Annotated in this window: 12 protein-coding genes and 4 pseudogenes; 9 read left to right on the forward strand and 7 right to left on the reverse strand. The window is 40.5% G+C overall.

The features are described 5' to 3' along the window. Positions 1-143: 143 nt before the first annotated feature. Complete coding sequence (locus tag NSQ44_RS15285; RefSeq protein ID WP_327862916.1) at positions 144-509, reverse strand: winged helix-turn-helix transcriptional regulator; 366 nt, start codon at positions 507-509, stop codon at positions 144-146. 317 nt (positions 510-826) lie between these two features. Between NSQ44_RS15285 and NSQ44_RS15290 the strand changes: the two genes are divergently transcribed. The 7 genes from NSQ44_RS15290 to NSQ44_RS15320 all read left to right on the forward strand — a co-directional run bounded on the left by NSQ44_RS15290 (position 827) and on the right by NSQ44_RS15320 (position 8,633). Continuing rightward, positions 827-1,993, forward strand: a complete 1,167-nt coding sequence (locus NSQ44_RS15290) for an iron-containing alcohol dehydrogenase (protein WP_340857496.1) — start codon at positions 827-829, stop codon at positions 1,991-1,993. A 131-nt stretch (positions 1,994-2,124) separates the two neighbouring features. Beyond that, positions 2,125-3,582, forward strand: coding sequence for a glucose-6-phosphate dehydrogenase (gene zwf / locus NSQ44_RS15295; protein WP_340857498.1), 1,458 nt, complete (start codon positions 2,125-2,127; stop codon positions 3,580-3,582). 140 nt (positions 3,583-3,722) lie between these two features. Next, positions 3,723-4,616, forward strand: coding sequence for a phosphogluconate dehydrogenase (NAD(+)-dependent, decarboxylating) (gnd, locus tag NSQ44_RS15300; RefSeq protein WP_340857500.1), 894 nt, complete (start codon positions 3,723-3,725; stop codon positions 4,614-4,616). Positions 4,617-4,833: 217 nt separating this feature from the next. Further along, entirely contained in the window at positions 4,834-6,117 is a 1,284-nt protein-coding gene (locus NSQ44_RS15305) for an IS110 family transposase (RefSeq protein ID WP_340855228.1), read from the forward strand. A 395-nt stretch (positions 6,118-6,512) separates the two neighbouring features. After that, on the forward strand, positions 6,513-7,847 hold the full coding sequence (locus tag NSQ44_RS15310) for a glucose-6-phosphate isomerase (RefSeq protein ID WP_340857501.1): 1,335 nt from the start codon (positions 6,513-6,515) through the stop codon (positions 7,845-7,847). A gap of 102 nt (positions 7,848-7,949) precedes the next feature. Further along, complete coding sequence (locus NSQ44_RS15315; protein ID WP_340857502.1) at positions 7,950-8,165, forward strand: hypothetical protein; 216 nt, start codon at positions 7,950-7,952, stop codon at positions 8,163-8,165. Between the two features lie 252 nt (positions 8,166-8,417). Beyond that, complete coding sequence (locus NSQ44_RS15320; RefSeq protein WP_340857503.1) at positions 8,418-8,633, forward strand: hypothetical protein; 216 nt, start codon at positions 8,418-8,420, stop codon at positions 8,631-8,633. A 430-nt stretch (positions 8,634-9,063) separates the two neighbouring features. Here the strand turns inward: NSQ44_RS15320 and NSQ44_RS15325 are convergent. After that, positions 9,064-9,714: pseudogene (locus NSQ44_RS15325) on the reverse strand (IS4 family transposase); the annotation flags it as partial. A 68-nt stretch (positions 9,715-9,782) separates the two neighbouring features. Further along, positions 9,783-10,190, reverse strand: coding sequence for a hypothetical protein (locus tag NSQ44_RS15330; protein ID WP_340857504.1), 408 nt, complete (start codon positions 10,188-10,190; stop codon positions 9,783-9,785). A gap of 21 nt (positions 10,191-10,211) precedes the next feature. On the opposite strand from NSQ44_RS15330, the pseudogene NSQ44_RS15335 reads away from it, so the two are divergent. Both NSQ44_RS15335 and NSQ44_RS19085 read left to right on the forward strand, forming a co-directional pair. Further along, positions 10,212-10,316 (forward strand): annotated as a pseudogene (locus NSQ44_RS15335) (PH domain-containing protein); the annotation flags it as partial. Positions 10,317-10,356: 40 nt separating this feature from the next. Next, positions 10,357-10,449 (forward strand): annotated as a pseudogene (locus NSQ44_RS19085) (site-specific integrase); the annotation flags it as partial. 347 nt (positions 10,450-10,796) lie between these two features. Here NSQ44_RS19085 and NSQ44_RS15340 read toward each other — a convergent pair. From NSQ44_RS15340 to NSQ44_RS15355, 4 genes and pseudogenes are all read right to left on the reverse strand, one after another. After that, entirely contained in the window at positions 10,797-12,458 is a 1,662-nt protein-coding gene (locus NSQ44_RS15340) for an ABC transporter permease (RefSeq protein ID WP_340857507.1), read from the reverse strand. 80 nt (positions 12,459-12,538) lie between these two features. Next, positions 12,539-13,624, reverse strand: a complete 1,086-nt coding sequence (locus tag NSQ44_RS15345) for an extracellular solute-binding protein (RefSeq protein WP_340857508.1) — start codon at positions 13,622-13,624, stop codon at positions 12,539-12,541. 264 nt (positions 13,625-13,888) lie between these two features. After that, a complete protein-coding gene (locus NSQ44_RS15350; RefSeq protein ID WP_327856990.1) occupies positions 13,889-14,956 on the reverse strand; it encodes an ABC transporter ATP-binding protein in 1,068 nt (355 codons plus the stop codon). An 883-nt stretch (positions 14,957-15,839) separates the two neighbouring features. Then, positions 15,840-16,967, reverse strand: a pseudogene (locus NSQ44_RS15355) (IS110 family transposase). Positions 16,968-17,490: the final 523 nt, after the last annotated feature.

Genomic DNA, 17,490 nt, shown 5'->3' on the forward strand with positions numbered 1-17,490 from the left:
TGTTTGACTCACTTATCATTCATTTTCGTTGCTTTTTTGTTAATCGCTATCTTGGAGGGAAGGGATCTCTACAAATTGCGCGTCAATAAAAGCGCATAATAACAAAAGAAAGTTTGTTTTGAACCTTTAAATAGAGAGAGTTTTTACTTGACGGACTCATGAATTTTTACTTGGTCTTTCACAACAGTCTCCATATAATTTTTACCCCACTCATACATAGCATCGAGAATTGGCATTAGACTTTTTCCATGTTCAGTCAGTGAATATTCTACTTTTGGAGGAACTACTGGATAGACTTTGCGTTCAACAATAAGGTCTGCTTCCAGTTCTCGCAGCTGGTTAACAAGCATTCGTTGGGTAATCCCCGGCATGAGAGCCTTCAGCTCGCCAAACCGCTTCGTCCCACCTTTTCCTAGATGCCATAAAATAAGCATTTTCCATTTACCGCCAATAACAGCAAGTGTCAATTCTTTTTCACAGTTATACATTTTGCCACAAACATGTCCCATTTATTCCACCTCCATCTCTATTATAAACCAATAGTATACTTTTTATCACTATATACTAAAAATGAACATACTTACATACAAACATTATACACATTTAAGTACTTCATTTCCACAAATAATAGTCAGTGTTTTTTCCTTCTCATGGGAATATGTCCCATTCATCGTATCTCTTTGTCCATTATAACATTTAGGTATACTTTTATATACTATATTGTATTTTTATCACTACATGATAATAAAGTGCGTACTTCTAAAATAGGATTATACAGATTATACTAGCATCTGTACAGCAAATCATAAGCACAGGAGGGAACAACATGAATCGTTTTACTATTCCGCGCGATATTTATTTCGGAGAGAATGCTCTTGATGTCTTGAAAACATTGGAAGGAACAAAAGCTGTTCTCGTCATTGGCGGTGGATCCGTCAAGAAAAGCGGGAATCTCGATAAGATTCAACAACTTCTTTCAGAAGCCAATATAGAAACAACCGTGATCGAGGGAATTACGACAGAACCAACGACTCAAATGGTAAAAAAGGGAGTGCGTGTTCTTAATGATTTTCAGCCGGACTGGGTGATTGGAATTGGCGGCGGCTCTGTCATGGATGCGGCGAAAGCGATGTGGTTGTTCTATGAGCATCCAGAATTAACATTCGAAGACGCTACTCGTCCATTTAGCCTGCCGCGCTTACGCACAAAAGCAAAATTCGTGGGAATTCCAACTACAAGTGGAAGTGCATCTGAAATCTCCAATTTATCTGTGATTACCGATGCGGAAACAGGTGTCAAATATCCGCTGGCTGATTTCGAATTGACACCAGACATTGCGATTGTTGATCCGATTATGGTCCAATCCATGCCGAAGCATGTGACGGCCTACAGTGGGATGGACGCGATTACACACAGCATTGAAGCATATGTGGCCAAGCCTCGTACCATTTTCACGGATTCGCTGGCGATTGAAGCGGCTGAAGTACTTAAAGAAAATCTTCTTGCTTCTTACCAGGGAGATCGAAAAGCTCGTGAACAAGTCCATTATGCTCAGGCGATGGCCGGAATGGCATTTGCTAATGCCGTACTAGGAAACGTGCACAGTCTTTCGCATAAAAGCGGTCCAACGTTTAACATTCCACACGGATGTGCCAATGCGATTTATTTACCATATGTGATTCAATTTAACCGCACAGTAGTCGAGGACCGTTATGCTGCCATTGCCAAACGACTTGGCCTGAAGGGTGAAAACAATAAAGAATTGGTGGATTCACTCATTGCTTGGATTCGTGACTTGAATCGCGAGATGAACATTCCAAATACGCTTCAAGAATATGGGGTATCCGAGGAGATGTTCCATGCACACGTGGATGAAATGGCAGCCAATGCCGTGCAAGATCCATGCACAAGCACGAATCCGCGTGAAACATCGGTAGAAGAAATGAAAAAATTATACATCGCAGCGTTTTATGGTCTGGATGTTAACTTCTAATCGGCACGTACCATCAAAATTTCTTATCAAAGATAAAAAGATCGGATTCCATTTGAATCTGATCTTTTTATCTCACTGTATTCAAAAATTTTCGGTTTAGAAAATGTTTCGAAAGGATGGGGGAATGAAAATTGGATTCTATGACCTTTGTCTTGTTTGGAGCAACAGGGGATTTAGCGAAAAGAAAAATTTTCCCTGCATTATATCATTTATTTCTCGATCAAAAAATGCCTCATTCGTTTTCCATTATTGGTTTAGGTAGAAGAGAATGGTCGGATGATGACTTTCAAACACATGTGGCACATTCATTAAAAACATTTTCTACACGTTTCATCAATGACCGTTCCAAAATGGAAGAATTTCTCCGTGCATTTCGTTATACTTCTTTAGATGTAACGGATATGGAAGGGTATAAAAAGATATTGGAAATCGTTCAGCAACGTGAAAAAGAGTTGAATATTCCAGAAAACCGCATGTTTTATTTATCTGTTGCGCCAGAGTTTTTTGATGTGATTGTCTCAAACATCAAGGAGAGCGGATTAGGATCGGCAAGAGGTTGGAAACGTTTGATGATTGAAAAACCGTTTGGGCACGATTGGAGATCGGCACAACATTTAAATGAAAAGTTAAGTCAAGCTTTTGAAGAAGAGGAAATTTATCGAGTGGACCATTACCTTGGAAAGCCGATGGTCCAAAATCTTGAAGTCTTAAAATTTGCCAACCCTGTGTTTCAATCATTATGGAACAATCAGTATATAGCGAATGTACAAATTACGGCTAGTGAAACGGTTGGGGTAGAAGAGAGAGCGGGGTATTATGACCAGGCAGGGGCCATTCGCGATATGTTCCAAAATCATATGCTGCAATTGTTGATGATGACAGCCATGCACCTGCCAAAACGGATCAGCGCAAAAGACATCCGTGACGAAAAAAGAAAAATCATCGAATCTCTTCGCCCATTACAAAAAGAAGAAGTAGGTTTACATGTCGTTCGTGGCCAATATGGTCCTGGAGAAATCTTTGGTAAACCAGTTGTTGGATATAAAGAAGAGCCTGGAATTGCTGCTTCTTCAACAACAGATACATTTGTTGCGGCTCGCTTGTGGATTGATGATGAGTTTTGGAGTGGGGTGCCATTTTATCTCCGTACAGGGAAAAGAATGAAGGAAAAATCTACTCGTATTGTTATTGAATTCAAAAATTCATTAAAGGAATGGTACTTGCCAAAAAATGAGGAAACGGTTCCTAATCTTTTAGTGATTGAAATCAATCCGAATGAGGGTGTTACGTTGCAATTAAATAGTAAAAATATATTAAACAATGGAAAAATCGAGCCTATTCATATGCATTTTTCAACTAATGAGAAAAATGTACCTGAAGCCTATGAATTGTTAATTTTTGATGCTTTGCGAGGCGATTCGACTTTCTTTGCTCATTGGAAAGAAGTTGAACTCTCTTGGAAGTGGGTACAGCCTGTTTTAGAGGCATTTGAGGGAAATCTCCTTCCCCTTCATTCGTATCGTTCAGGTTCAATGGGGCCAGAGGCTTCTCATCGGTTACTGGAAGAGGACGGATTCAATTGGTGGTAGTTACGAATGATCTTGTCGAACTTCATTCTCATCATTAGAAAATATCATTTCTAAATGGAACTATAGATTAGCTGTGCATATATACGTATAAAATGTGAATAATGTCGAAAGGTTAAATCAGTTCGAGGAGGGCAATGAACATGAAAGTCGGGTTAATCGGTTTAGGGAAAATGGGATTAAACTTAGGTAAAAATCTCATTGACCATAAACATGAAGTAGTGGCGTTCGATGTAAATGCAAATGCGGTTGAAGAAATAAAAAAATACGGCGCTAAAGGTGTATCAAGCTTAGAGGAACTCGTTTTATCATTAGAAAATCCAAGAATTGTTTGGCTCATGGTTCCGCACAATGTTGTTGATTCGGTTATTCGTGAGATTACCCCATTTTTAAACAAAGGAGACATCGTGATTGATGGCGGCAATTCTCACTATAAGGAATCGATTCATCGTTATAATGAGCTAAAAGAAGCTGGGATTCGTTTTATGGATGCCGGGACTTCTGGCGGGGTGGAAGGTGCTCGGAACGGAGCATGCTACATGGTTGGAGGAGATCCTGAAGCTTGGAGCATTGTCGAGCCTCTTTTCCGGGATACGGCTGTAGAAAATGGGTATTTATATGCAGGAAAAGCAGGCAGCGGCCACTTTTTAAAGATGGTTCACAATGGGATTGAATACGGGATGATGGCTGCCATTGGTGAAGGATTTGAAATATTAGAGAAAAGCGAATTCGATTATGACTATGAAAAAGTAGCAAGAGTATGGAATAACGGCTCGGTTATTCGTTCATGGCTTATGGAATTAACAGAACGCGCCTTTTCTAAAGATGCAAAATTAGAGGAAATCAAAGGAATTATGCATTCTTCCGGTGAAGGAAAATGGACAGTCGAAACGGCTTTAGATTTACAAATTGCCGCTCCTGTCATCGCTATGTCCTTATTGATGCGGTATCGTTCATTAGAAAACGATACATTTACAGGTAAAGTGGTAGCCGCGCTACGCAACGAATTTGGTGGACATGCCGTGGAAAAGAAATAAATCGTTGCAAGCATTTGAAACATCTTCACGAAAGGTTCAATGAAATTGCATAAGAGTAATTTTCAGGTCCAAGATCTACACGGAAGAACGATGGTGAATTTTCGAAAAGAAAGCATTCCTGTTAGGAGCTTTTCCGGGGACTTGATCAAAAAAAGCCCTCTTGGTATGATGCAGGGGTGTCAAACAACACCTACCATCATGCCAAGGAGGACTTCAGATGAATTGTACACAAAATCATAAAATCAATCAAGTCACCGAACAAACGCTTGTCGTGGGAATCGATATCGCGAAACGAACCCACTACGCCTGCTTCGTGGATGACCGGGGGCGTGTGCTTCGAAAATCCTTCCCGTTCCTCCAGTCGAAGAAGGGATTTCGGCAGCTGAATGAAGCGATTCAGGAGGCGATGCAAGCGTTCGGGAAGTCACAGGTGATCGTCGCCGTGGAACCGACCGGGCACTACTGGTTGAACCTGGCCTACTTTCTCGAGGAAAACGGGATCCCGCTGGTCATGGTCAACCCAGCGCATGTGTGCCGGTCGAAAGAACTCGATGACAACCTGCCGACGAAACACGACGCCAAAGACGCCCTGGTCATCGCCAGACTGGCGAAAGACGGACGATTCCTCGTCCCCCGGCTGTTGCACGAGATCGAAGCGGATTTGCGCGTCGGGAGCACCCTCAAAGAAAAGCTCCGCAAGGAACAGACGGCGGTGAAAAATGCGATCATTCGTTGGACCGATCGGTATTTTCCGGAGTTTTGGACGGTGTTTCGCGATCTGGGGAAAACGGCGCTTTCGGTGTTGGAGTGGACGCCGTTTCCGGCCGATATGGTGGGTCGGACCGCCGAGGAGCTCATCGAGGTGTACCGGCAAAGCGAAGGGCTGAAATGCCCGCAGAAGGCCAAAATTCAGGCGTTGATCGACGCCGCGAAGGACTCCATTGGGGTGACGGAAGGGACGACGATGGCCCGGTTTGAGATCGCCGCGCTCGTCCGCCAATACCGCCAATTAGAAGCCGAGATCGCGGCGCTGGACGCGGAGTTGAAGGCGTTGGTTCAAACGACGATGGAGTATCAATGGCTGAAAACGGTCGACGGGTTGGGGGATGCCACGATCATTGACCTGCTGGCGGAGATCGGCAGTTTCTCCCACTATCGGGACCCGCGTCAATTGGTGAAATTAGCGGGCCTGACGCTCAAGGAGAACTCCTCCGGCCAGCGCAAAGGGCAAAAGCGGATCTCCAAACGGGGACGAAAACGGCTGCGATCGGTGTTGTTTCGGGCGATGATTCCGCTGATCCGGCACAACGAGGCGTTTCGCGAGCTGCATGAGTATTACACGACCCGATCCGTCAACCCGCTGACCGGAAAACAGTCTATCGTGGTGTTATGCCGAAAACTGCTGAATGTGCTGTTTGCGATTTGTACGAAGAAACAAGCCTTTGACGCAGAGCGAATGATGCAGGACGTCTTGTCCCAAGTTCAACACCGGGTGGCATAAGGCCTCCCCCACGAACAGAAAAAATGTTTGACAACAGGATGACACCGGAGAAGCTGGCGTGATCTCCTCCATGCGACCTCGAGTCCCTAAGAAAGCTTGGCCGGCCTCCGCCTGATGACGAGACCGAACGAGGGAATGTTGGCGCAAAGACGCCCGGAGACATGGGAGGGTTCGTCCTCATCAGCGATGCGGAGATCCAAGGGTGCATCGAATACGCTTCCCCCCACGTCAGGAAAATGTATCCAGACGTGGCCGCGAAGCGCACCCTGGCTCTGTAAGATATCCACAAAACTGAAAAAGGATGTAAGGGATTTTGTCGAAAAATATTTTTTTGACACCCCTGAGAGGCCGAAAAGCCTTGATATATCAACATTTCTAGAGGGAGGAGAAGGTATATGGCTATCTCTTTTGATTACTCCAATGCTTTACCATTTATGAAAGAGAGTGAACTAGATCATCTAAGTGAATTTGTAAAAGTGGCTCATACTATGCTTCATGAAAAGAAAGGACCAGGATCGGATTTTCTTGGTTGGGTTGATTGGCCGATTCGTTACGATAAAAACGAATTCGTGCGAATCAAACAAACTGCTGAAAGAATCCGGAGTCATTCAGACGCTCTTGTCGTTATCGGCATTGGCGGATCTTATTTAGGGGCGAGGGCAGCTATTGAAGCATTGTCCCATACTTTTCATAACCAGGCGAACGATACGACGCAAATTTATTTTGCGGGTCAGAATATCAGCTCTACTTATATCTCTCATTTATTAGATGTATTAGAAGACAAAGAGCTGTCTATCAACGTTATTTCTAAATCAGGAACAACGACAGAGCCTGCCATTGCTTTCCGAATTTTCCGCGACTACATGGAGAAAAAATATGGAAAAGAGGAAGCAAGAAAACGTATCTATGTTACCACTGATCAAGAAAAGGGAGTATTAAAAAAGCTTGCCGATCAAGAAGGATATGAAACGTTTGTTATTCCAGATGACATAGGCGGAAGATATTCTGTGCTGACAGCAGTTGGCCTGTTGCCAATCGCCGTAGCTGGATTGAATATTGATCGAATGATGGAAGGAGCAGCATCGGCATATTATAAATATAACAATCCTGATCTTTTAACCAATGGAAGTTATCAGTATGCCGCTGTGCGAAATATTTTTTACCGTAAAGGGAAAGCGATCGAATTATTGGTGAACTATGAACCGTCCCTTCATTACGTATCCGAATGGTGGAAACAGCTGTTTGGCGAAAGCGAAGGGAAAGATCAGAAAGGACTATTTCCTGCATCCGTTGATTTTACAACAGATTTACATTCCATGGGGCAATACGTTCAGGAAGGTCGCCGCAATCTGATAGAAACAGTGCTGCAAGTTAAAAAACCGCGAATCGAACTGACGATTCAAGAAGATCGAGAAAATATCGATGGATTGAATTTCTTGGCCGGTAAGACACTGGATGAGGTAAACAAAAAAGCGTTTCAAGGTACGCTATTAGCACACGTAGACGGCGGAGTGCCTAACTTAATTGTTGAACTGGACGAAATGAATGAATACACCTTTGGTGAAATGATATACTTTTTCGAAAAAGCTTGCAGCATGAGCGGACATTTACTGGGCGTGAATCCGTTTGATCAGCCGGGAGTGGAGGCTTACAAGAAAAATATGTTTGCCTTACTTGGCAAGCCGGGTTTTGAAGTTGAAAAGGCAACTCTCATGAAACGGTTATCTTAATAACGTTTTTATATAAAGGCAACCGGAAGATTCAACTTATAACGAAGGATACCGATAAAGATGGCATAAAAGACGCGGAAGAAGACAAATGACTCTGATAAATTGAACACAAAAGAAGAGTTTATCGTAGGGACAAACTCAACTAACGCTGACTCTGACAAAGATGGCATAACTGATGGTGATGAAGATAGAGACAACGATAAAATAGCTAATTATCTTGAATTTGAATTGGGATATAACCCGAAAAATTCTGATAGTGATCGGGACGGTTTAAAAGATGGTGATGAAGATTTTGATAGAGATGTATTTGATAATTGAATTTTGAGCCACTCCGATTACATCCTTGTGAGTCACTTCGAAATTGGCAAATGGTAAATCTGGTGTATCTTGACATGGAGCCTCCAGAGGCATGATTTCACTCGAAAGGCGACACATCAAAGTGTTTCGATAGGCAACAAGCCTATCATGCCTCTCACTCCATATCAAGACGGTGTTTTTTGATGGAAATAGAGTGGTTCACGTTTTCATGAGCGAAGTGGCTCAATTTTATGTGAGCAAAAACAAGAAGAGATGGGGTTCCAAACAGTTTATGAAGTAAAAGAACTTGAAATCAAGTTAATTGATTCAGATGGTAAAAAGTTCAAATTGGAATATGAACTTTCAAGGGAAGAATTAGAAATCAAGTTTAAAGATGAAATTGGAATTATGGACCCTAAAACGGTTGTTGATCAATTAACCTTAACTCCAGATATAACAGAAGAGGAGTTAATTGATCAAGTGAAGTGAGTTCTTGGTATTAACACTTTTTCAGAACTAAAGATTGAAGTTGAATTTGTCAACGGAAAAGAACTAGAAGTCAATAAAGAAGCGGATAAGGATAAAAATGATAAAGATACGGATGAAGATGGGATGAATAAACGCTTGTGACACAATAACAGATCCACGATTGAAAACTCAAGATGTGTCTGAAACTAATTGCTTAAGTGGAAAACAGTAACAAAATTAGGATTTTAATTGCAGACAAGAAGGATTTCTACCTCTTGTCTTTTTCTATTAAAATCTTTTTATCACTAGTGTTACATAAATATTGTCGTAATTTTCAGTTTTATTATTTTTCCTGTTTAGAGCCAAAAAGGTAAGTACCCAATTAAAGGCGACTCCATCCATTTGGAAATTTATTGACAATCAGACCTGTGCGACGACGACAATTTACTTATTAAGGGATGGCTTTTCCTTCAATTTTTCGAAGCCAGATATGTGCTGGTTTCCACAATGCAGCCCTTAAATAACGGCTAATTTGTAAGGTTTTTCGCGTACTATTTGTTTCGATTTGTGCCAGAACATGTAGGCAAAAAACAATAAGTGCGATACATACTTGATTTTGAATCGCCCATTCACTTTGACCATAGAATTTTTTGATGCTGAGATGTTGTTTGACCCATTTAAAAAACAGTTCAATAGCCCATCGTGATTTGTACATCTCGGAAATTTCTTCGGCGCTTAAATCAAAACGATTTGTGATTAAATGGAGTTCATTTCCTTTTGAATCCATCACTTTTAGAAGGCGAAAGTCATTTTCAGCACGGTTTTGAGTTGTGCCAATCAATACCATTTGATCCGACAAAACACTCGTATCTTCGGGTAGTTTAAAATCATAAACTTCCCGTATAACAGCGTTTTTCCGTAGTCTGGAAAGAAAGAAGTAGCCGTCATCCGTCATACGATCAAAGCGCTCATAGTCTAGATAGCCACGGTCAAACACATACATGCAGTCCTTGTCATCCACCATGATTTCAAGCTGTCCACGGTCATGTTCTCTTGCCGTTGTCATCAAAGCTTTTTCAGGATAGGATATCCCCTTTTCCATACTTCGATGAGTACTTTACCGAAAAAATAATTAACGAACTGCTCATTTTACCGAATTAGAGAGTGCTTTCATTTTCTTGAATATCTCGCTTCTAATCCGGCAATTGTCATATTTTCATTCACATCATTATGTGGTATTAATAAATAAACCCATACTTTACCACCATTTTGCATTTCATGTTTTGTTGCATACTTACACCATTCAATCGCTGCATGTTTTTTTGCCTCTACTTCTTTATCGCTATCAATTTTATTAGCTGCTTTCAATTCTACCAGATATTTTTTATCTTCCGTTTCTATAAAATCTGGATTGTATGATTGTTTTTGATTATAATAGATTTTCAGTTGATTTAGGGCTGGTTTAAACCAGACTTTTACTTTTGGATCTTGTTCACATATAACAGCGAATCTACGCTCATTTTCCGCATCAAATTTTTGGATTGGATATAAGCAACGACTAAATCCGCCAAAACTCATTCCCTTAATGGATGAAGGGGGGTATGGGTATCAGGTGCAGAAACGCCTGTTATAAGTAAGCAGTTTAGAAAAGACGAAAGTATTTATGATATACAGAAAATTTTAGCAACAGTTTGTATGAAGTAGTCTTATTCTTCACCCACATCTTAGACTTACCCACTGAAATCCTTTCTACCCAAGTGCAATGACGTTCGAATTTAATAAGACCATTAAAGAATGCGGTGTGCCAAAAATTCGTTTTCACGATTTAAGGCACACACGCTACAATCATCATGTCCTTGATATGACCGAACACACTTTCTACCTCAATCTTACGTTTGGAGTAGATCGTGGCGTTCTTGTCACATTCAAGGACTGCTTTAGCTTTAGCTTTCATTTCTTCCAAAATCGGATTTCGTATGTGTAAAATAGTTCTCGGTGGTACTAATTCAAAACCCTAGCCAAAAAAGAAGAGGCACTCGATCATAAATGTATGCCTACCAGAGCAAATACACTTCTGTGGTACACGCACAATTCCAGAAATAAAGTTAGCGAGATTAGATACTAATCTAGTCGAACTCCTTCATCTGCTTAGCCAAAGGTGCTGTAAACGAGATGTTATTTCATTTATTTGCGCATTTGTAACATGTATCGTAATGGGATGATCGATACAAAGATGATTAATAGAGCTGGTGGTGCTGCGAGATGATACAATGCTTCACTTGCTTCGACCCAAATGCGAATCGCCATCGTATCAAACCCTGGAGGTCTTAGTAACAGAGTAGCTGGTAATTCCTTCATCGAACTAACAAAGACCAATGCCCCACCTGCCAAAATACCGGGTAAAATATTCGGAAGAATGACAGTGAACATCACCTTCCACGGCGGGTAGCCTAGGCTTTGTGCCGCTTCATCAATTCGTGGAGAAAGGAGGCTAAGGGACGCTTCCTGTGCTTGCATTGCTTGTGGTAGAAAACGAATGACAGAAGCAATGACGAGTAAAATCACCGTATTATATAATGGTGTATTATTAAAAACAAAGATAATTCCAAGTGCTACGATAACGCCAGGGAGCGCATATCCGGAATAGGATAATTTTTCAATCACCTCGGAAACAATCGAAGGGTAACGCGACTTTAGATAGATGATTGGAAGAGCGAGCAACATACTTACTAAGGCTGCCAATCCAGATACTTTAAAGCTATTAAACACATATACCCAAAACTTGTGATCAAATGCCCCTTCTTGATAGCCAATCACAGACCAATATATTAAAACGATAATTGGGAGGACAAGTGCAACAAGAAAAACCAGCGTTGAAAATCCTAGCGCAATCGGTTTCCATTTTCCAAGTGAAATTGGCTCAGGTCGATTGATCGCACCGGTTGCTGATTGAACATATTCGCCTTTTCGTCTCATTCGGCCTTCGATCCACAAAATGATTAAAGTTAACGCGATTAAAATGACGCTTAGCACGGTTGCAGATAAGTTATCATAACTGCCCATTTGGTAATAAATCGCTGAGGTAAACGTCATATAACGCAGCATCGAAATAGCCCCAAAATCAGATACGACATAAAGTGCAACCAGAATACCTCCTGCACCAATCGCTGGGCGTAGTAGTGGAAGGTTCACTTTCCAAAATACTTCCCACATATTCATACCTTGTGAACGAGCAACCTCTTCATAATTTCGATTCATTCTACGTAGCGCGGCGCTCACAATTATGTATACATAGGGATAAGTGAACATCGTTAAAACGAAAAAGATCCCCCAAAATGTGTACATATTAAACGGGTAATCACCAGAAAACAAAGCTGTTTTATTCCAGAGATCATACATCCAACCTCGAGGACCTAGAAAAATTAAATAGGCGACCGCACCAACATATGGTGGTATGACTAATGGTAAAGCCAACATCCATGACCAAATGTTTCTGCCCGGCAAATCCGTTCGATGCACTAACCAAGCTAAGGTGACACCGATGACAATAGCAACAAATGTGACACAAACTGTTAAACTTAACGTATTCCATAGTAGTTCTGGAATTCGGTCGTCTAATAGTTTTAGCCAACGATCTTTCCCGGCAAAAAATGAACGGATGACTACATAAATAAGTGGAACAGCCATAAATACGGCAGTGAACAAGCTGACGACTAATAAAATTCCACCGTATCGTTTGTCGGTCCATCGTTTATAGATTGGTTTACTTGAAAAAGTTGAGGGATGAGATGTTCCCTCAACTTGATGTTCTTTATTCTCTTGATGACTATTTTTATGTTTATTCATAAGAAATACCACCAAATATATTAATTAAACTAACCTACTCATATTATGCATGAACATGTCGTAAAATGCTAGTGTTCCAATTATCCACCTATTTCTAAATCAAGCCCAGACTTCTCAATCAGCTGACGGGTATCCTCCCACACATCACCTAAATTACGTAACGGTATATCCATAACTTTATAGTCTGTAATTTTAGCTGCTTCATCAATCGCCTCTACTTCTGGATTAATTGGCACTTCCATGGAAGTATAAGAGAATTCTCGCTGATTTTCAGGTAGCATAATCCAATCTAAAAACTTTTTTGCATTTTCTTCGTTTGGTGCATTTTTGATAAATCCGACCCCGGCAGCATTGACAAATGCTCCCATCTCGTCTTCTCCTTGATCTGGATAAATAACGCCAACATTATTATCTGTTGGTTCATTTAATTGTTGGTGGTAATAATAATTATTTACGAGACCAAATTTTACTTCTCCTGAACCTACTGCACGACGAATTTCCCCATGTCCATCTGTAATAATGGCTGCATTTTCTTTAATCGCAGTAAGCCATTCTAATGTTTTTTCATCGCCCCACTCTTTTCTAAGAGCAGAAACGTGAGCTATCATACTACCATTTCCACCACGAGTAATTGCGAACTGACCTTTCCATTTATCATCTGCTAATTCTTCAATTGTTTTTGGCATTTCTTCTTCTGTAATTAAATCTTTATTGTACATAAATACTCTTGTTCTTGCAGACAACCCATACCAAGAATTATCTTCCGCACGATATTTTTCTTCTATGGATTCAACGCCTTCTGCATCATAACCTTGTAAGAATCCATTTTGACGAAGGTGTTCCAATGCCCCGACATCATTGGAGATGATAATATCCGCATGCGGATTTTCGCCCTCTTCTTTAATTTTATTAATAATTTCATCTTTACCACTTAACAGTTTCACAGTTATTCCAGTTTCCTCTTCAAATTTATCTAAAAGTGGTTCAATGAATTTTTCATTACGAGATGAATAAACGACTAATTCGCCTTTATTATTCTCACTTACGTTTTGATCGGAAGCACCTTCCTCTGCATTGTTATTATCTGAAGCTCCTCCACAAGCTGCAAGTGCCGCTAGGGCAATAGCAAGCACCGTAAACGTGATGAACTTATGTAGTCCATTCATTATGTTTCCCTCCTACTAAGAATTAGGTAATATGAATAGTGTGTGGAAAATATGTATGTTTATTTAAAAGTCCAACAAATTTTTTCCACAGTCTATCCTAATTACCATAAAGTGTTCGTTATACTATAAATCAGTTTACTGATAATGATTCTCGTTGTCAATCAATATCTGATAAATTTTTATGTTTTTTGCAATAAAAAAACTCGTAGAAACTTTCGTCTAAGTCCCTACAAGCTTTCATGATTTCATTCAAATTTTCGTCCATTAGTCTACTAATGCGACTAATTCTGGTGTTATATCAAATGAAATAGATGAGCCGATTTCGATATGTTTTTCCACGGGAGCATAAATTAGCAAATGTTGATCAGTGGTATCCTCTTCTTCTGATAAACGTACGAATAATTCCTGATACTCACCACTGTAAACAACACGAGCAACTCTTCCTTTATAGCGCCCCTCCCCATTCTCAAGCAAACGGCAACCTTCTGGACGAATGGAAATCATGACATCTTCATCGATTGCTTCTTTTGTTTTTTCTGCTAAACAAATCCGACCTATTTTAGTATCAACATGTTTTAAATCTTCTGCCACTCTTCCTTGTAGCAAATTGGTACGACCAACAAATTGAGCAACAAAACAGTTCGTTGGACATGTGTATATATCACGCGGGTGGGCTACTTGTTGAATAACCCCTTCATTCATGACAACGACGCGATCTGACACAGCGAATGCATCCTTTTGGTCATGCGTAACGATGATAGCAGTTGTTTCTGCCTTTTTCAAAATATCGGTTATCTCGTGCCGCATTTTTTCTCGTAAGCTTGCATCTAAATTACTAAACGGTTCATCCAATAAAACAACATTTGGCTGCGGTGCCAACGCCCGCGCTAAAGCGACACGTTGCTGTTGTCCACCAGACAATTCGTTTGGATAACGTTTAGCATATTCTGCTAAATCTACTAGCTCAAGTACTTCTCTTACCCGCCGGCGTTTATCGCCCCGTCGCCATTTGTTAAGCCCGAACGCAACATTTTTTTCAATCGTTAAATGAGGAAAAAGTGCATAATCTTGAAACACCATCCCTACACCACGTTTCTCCGGTGGAACAAAGGTCTTTTCATCATAGACCGTTTTTCCATCAATCTCAATCGTTCCAACAGTCGGCTGCTCAAATCCGGCGATTAATCTTAATATCGTTGTTTTTCCGCATCCACTTGGACCTAAAATGCTTACAATTTCCCCTTGTTGGATCGTCAAATTAAAATTGTCTACAGCTGGTTTATCTAAGCGATTAAAGACCTTTTTTATATTCGTTAGTTTGATAAAACTCATTTCAGATCCTCCTCAAATGCCATTTTTCACATCGCCGATTGAAATGAGAATGATTTTCATTTACGTATTCACTTGAAGTATATCAAACCTAGGCTCGAAGGTCAATAACTCTAAGAAAACTACTGTTAATCCGATGACTTTGTGGCTAATGTATGAACAGGTATTTTGAGGACCCGTGATAAATCAGTATCTTCGTGGTTATTTCGGGATTCCCTTGGTTAAATTGAGAGCTCCCTGGTTATTTTGGAATTCTCGTGGTTGAATCGAGATTTGCGTGGTTGTTTTTGGTTCTGTCTTTGGTTCTGTCTTTAGTGTATTCTGCAGTTCGTTCCATTATACTGTTTCATACCGCTTCTACCTGACATTCTTTAATATATTGAAGTGTATTATTTATAGAATTAGGTACTTCAATTTCTTCATGTTCAATTGCTGGTAATAAAAATAATTTCTCACAAATATCTTGGTCAATCTGATTACCACTATTATCTACAGCTGAAAATATTAGATACTGTTCAGTTTCGACAGACTCTACATTAAGCAAATCTAAATAAAGCCAGCCGTCAGTACCAACTAACGATTCAATAACATGAATCTTACCTTGATAATCACAGTATCTAAAGGTAACCTCTTTCGGTATTTACTCCCTACTCTTGGCTTGGTTAACCTTTTTTCAGCTAAAGGGGGTGATAACCGATAGTGAACAACATTGTTAGTATCTTCTCCCTTTTTTCTGTGAAAATCAATTAACCATGGCTGAAGCGGTATACCCCACAATCAAATTGGATACCCTATTAACGACCAAAAAAAGGCAATAGGAAAGCAGAGCTACCTTATTTTTAGGTATCTCGTATATTTCTGAACCTTTTTGGTTATACTAATTTATTTACTGCTCTCGAAACGGTTCTTTTCGAGAAATGATGCAGTAAATGATGGTAAGCATTCGGTGCGCGATCGCAACGAGTGCTTTTTTCTTTCCCCTGCGTGCCGCCAATGACCAATATTTCGCTGCCAAACGTTGATTCCTACATCGAGACAAAGCCCAAGCCGCCTCACATAACGCCGACTTGATATGCGGATTCCCCTTCGTCGTTCGGGTACTTTTTCGTTTTCCAGCACTTTCATGATTTCCCGGCGCGACTCCCGCCCATGAAGCGAGGTGTTGAGACGTTGGAAATTGTCCCATATCGACTCCGATTTCAGCGATAATCACGGCAGCGGTTTCCTTCTTGACCCCCGGTATGGTCACAAGAAGCTCCATCTCTTGTTTGTATACTTGTAAGAGTTGGTCGATTCGTTCTTCGATGTCTCGAAGTAAACTTTCCAACGATTCGATGTGCTTCCACGATTGGCGAATCATGAACAGTTGATGGTTGGTCAATGTACCAAAGAGAGAATCCTGAATTTGTTGTTTTTTCCTCTTCATACTCCTGTGAATGCAAGCATCGACTTCGGTTTCTTCGATGTATCCCTGTTTCATTAAACGTTCCAGTAGCTTTCGCCCAGATACACCAAATACATCCGAAATCACGGAACTTAACTTGATATTGGAACATTCCAACACTTTTTGAATGCGGTTTTTCTCCGCGGTTAACTGCCCGATCCATTTTTTGCGCAAGCGAGTTAAATCCCGTCATTCTCGAATGTTCTCAGGAGGTACGAAACTCTTCTCGATCAATCCGTAACGCAACAATTTGGCGATCCATTCTGCATCGGAAACATCGGTTTTTCTCCCCGGTACATTTTTGATTCGCTGAGCGTTGGCAAGTGTAATGTCAAAGTAATCTTCCAAAATATTGAACACAGGTTTCCAGTAAACGCCCGTACTCTCCATCGCAATATGAGTGACACCACGATCTTCTAACCATTTCAGAAGACGAAACAAGTCTTTCGTGAAAGTAGGAAATGTTTCAACTTCCTTTTGAACGTGTTCTTCCTCTCCAAGAAGAGCACAAACGACAATTGTTTCGGCATGGATATCTAATCCTGCACAACGATGATAAAGAACATCCATGATTCTTACTCCTTCCATCGATAAATTCGCAAACAGGGAGTCCATTTGCACGTTAGGCATTTTTCTGTTCGTAGTCACCTTTTCACACGAAAAGGGCTGACAATGGGTGGAACACCAAATGGACTCAAACAGTTTTTATTACAGGGTCGAACCACCATTAAAGAGAACGTCTTTCAAAACTGTTTGCGTTCATATCCATTATGGGAAGGAATGATGGATTTTCATGCATGAGTGGGGAGTAAAATTACTCATGGATGTTTTTATTAGCAGGAGCTATCGGCTTTTTAGGATTTACATTTTATTTTAATAGAAAATATGGGTTGAAATTTTTATTAAAACATGTCGTAATGGTAATTATAGGAATCCTTCTAGCTTCCATTGTAGAGGGATTGATTACATTAAATTTATGAAAGTCGGGAGTCAAAATGAGAGCAGCATGGATTAAATGGAAGATTTATATAAGATGGAAAAATCAATGGGGTAAATTTTTAAATAGAAGAGGGTATTCAGGATATATATTTGC

Source organism: Aeribacillus sp. FSL M8-0254 (assembly GCF_038008845.1).
Taxonomy (GTDB): domain Bacteria; phylum Bacillota; class Bacilli; order Bacillales; family Aeribacillaceae; genus Aeribacillus; species Aeribacillus composti.

Bases quoted from the DNA above. Each gene is read 5' to 3' on its own strand.
- NSQ44_RS15290 (WP_340857496.1), top strand. From the start codon at position 827: ATGAATCGTTTTACTATTCCGCGCGATATTTATTTCGGAGAGAATGCT.
- NSQ44_RS15345 (WP_340857508.1), bottom strand. From the start codon at position 13,624: ATGAATGGACTACATAAGTTCATCACGTTTACGGTGCTTGCTATTGCC.
- NSQ44_RS15310 (WP_340857501.1), top strand. From the start codon at position 6,513: ATGGCTATCTCTTTTGATTACTCCAATGCTTTACCATTTATGAAAGAG.
- NSQ44_RS15320 (WP_340857503.1), top strand. From the start codon at position 8,418: ATGGGGTTCCAAACAGTTTATGAAGTAAAAGAACTTGAAATCAAGTTA.
- NSQ44_RS15285 (WP_327862916.1), bottom strand. From the start codon at position 509: ATGGGACATGTTTGTGGCAAAATGTATAACTGTGAAAAAGAATTGACA.
- NSQ44_RS15340 (WP_340857507.1), bottom strand. From the start codon at position 12,458: ATGAATAAACATAAAAATAGTCATCAAGAGAATAAAGAACATCAAGTT.
- NSQ44_RS15305 (WP_340855228.1), top strand. From the start codon at position 4,834: ATGAATTGTACACAAAATCATAAAATCAATCAAGTCACCGAACAAACG.
- gnd (WP_340857500.1), top strand. From the start codon at position 3,723: ATGAAAGTCGGGTTAATCGGTTTAGGGAAAATGGGATTAAACTTAGGT.
- NSQ44_RS15350 (WP_327856990.1), bottom strand. From the start codon at position 14,956: ATGAGTTTTATCAAACTAACGAATATAAAAAAGGTCTTTAATCGCTTA.
- NSQ44_RS15330 (WP_340857504.1), bottom strand. From the start codon at position 10,190: ATGAGTTTTGGCGGATTTAGTCGTTGCTTATATCCAATCCAAAAATTT.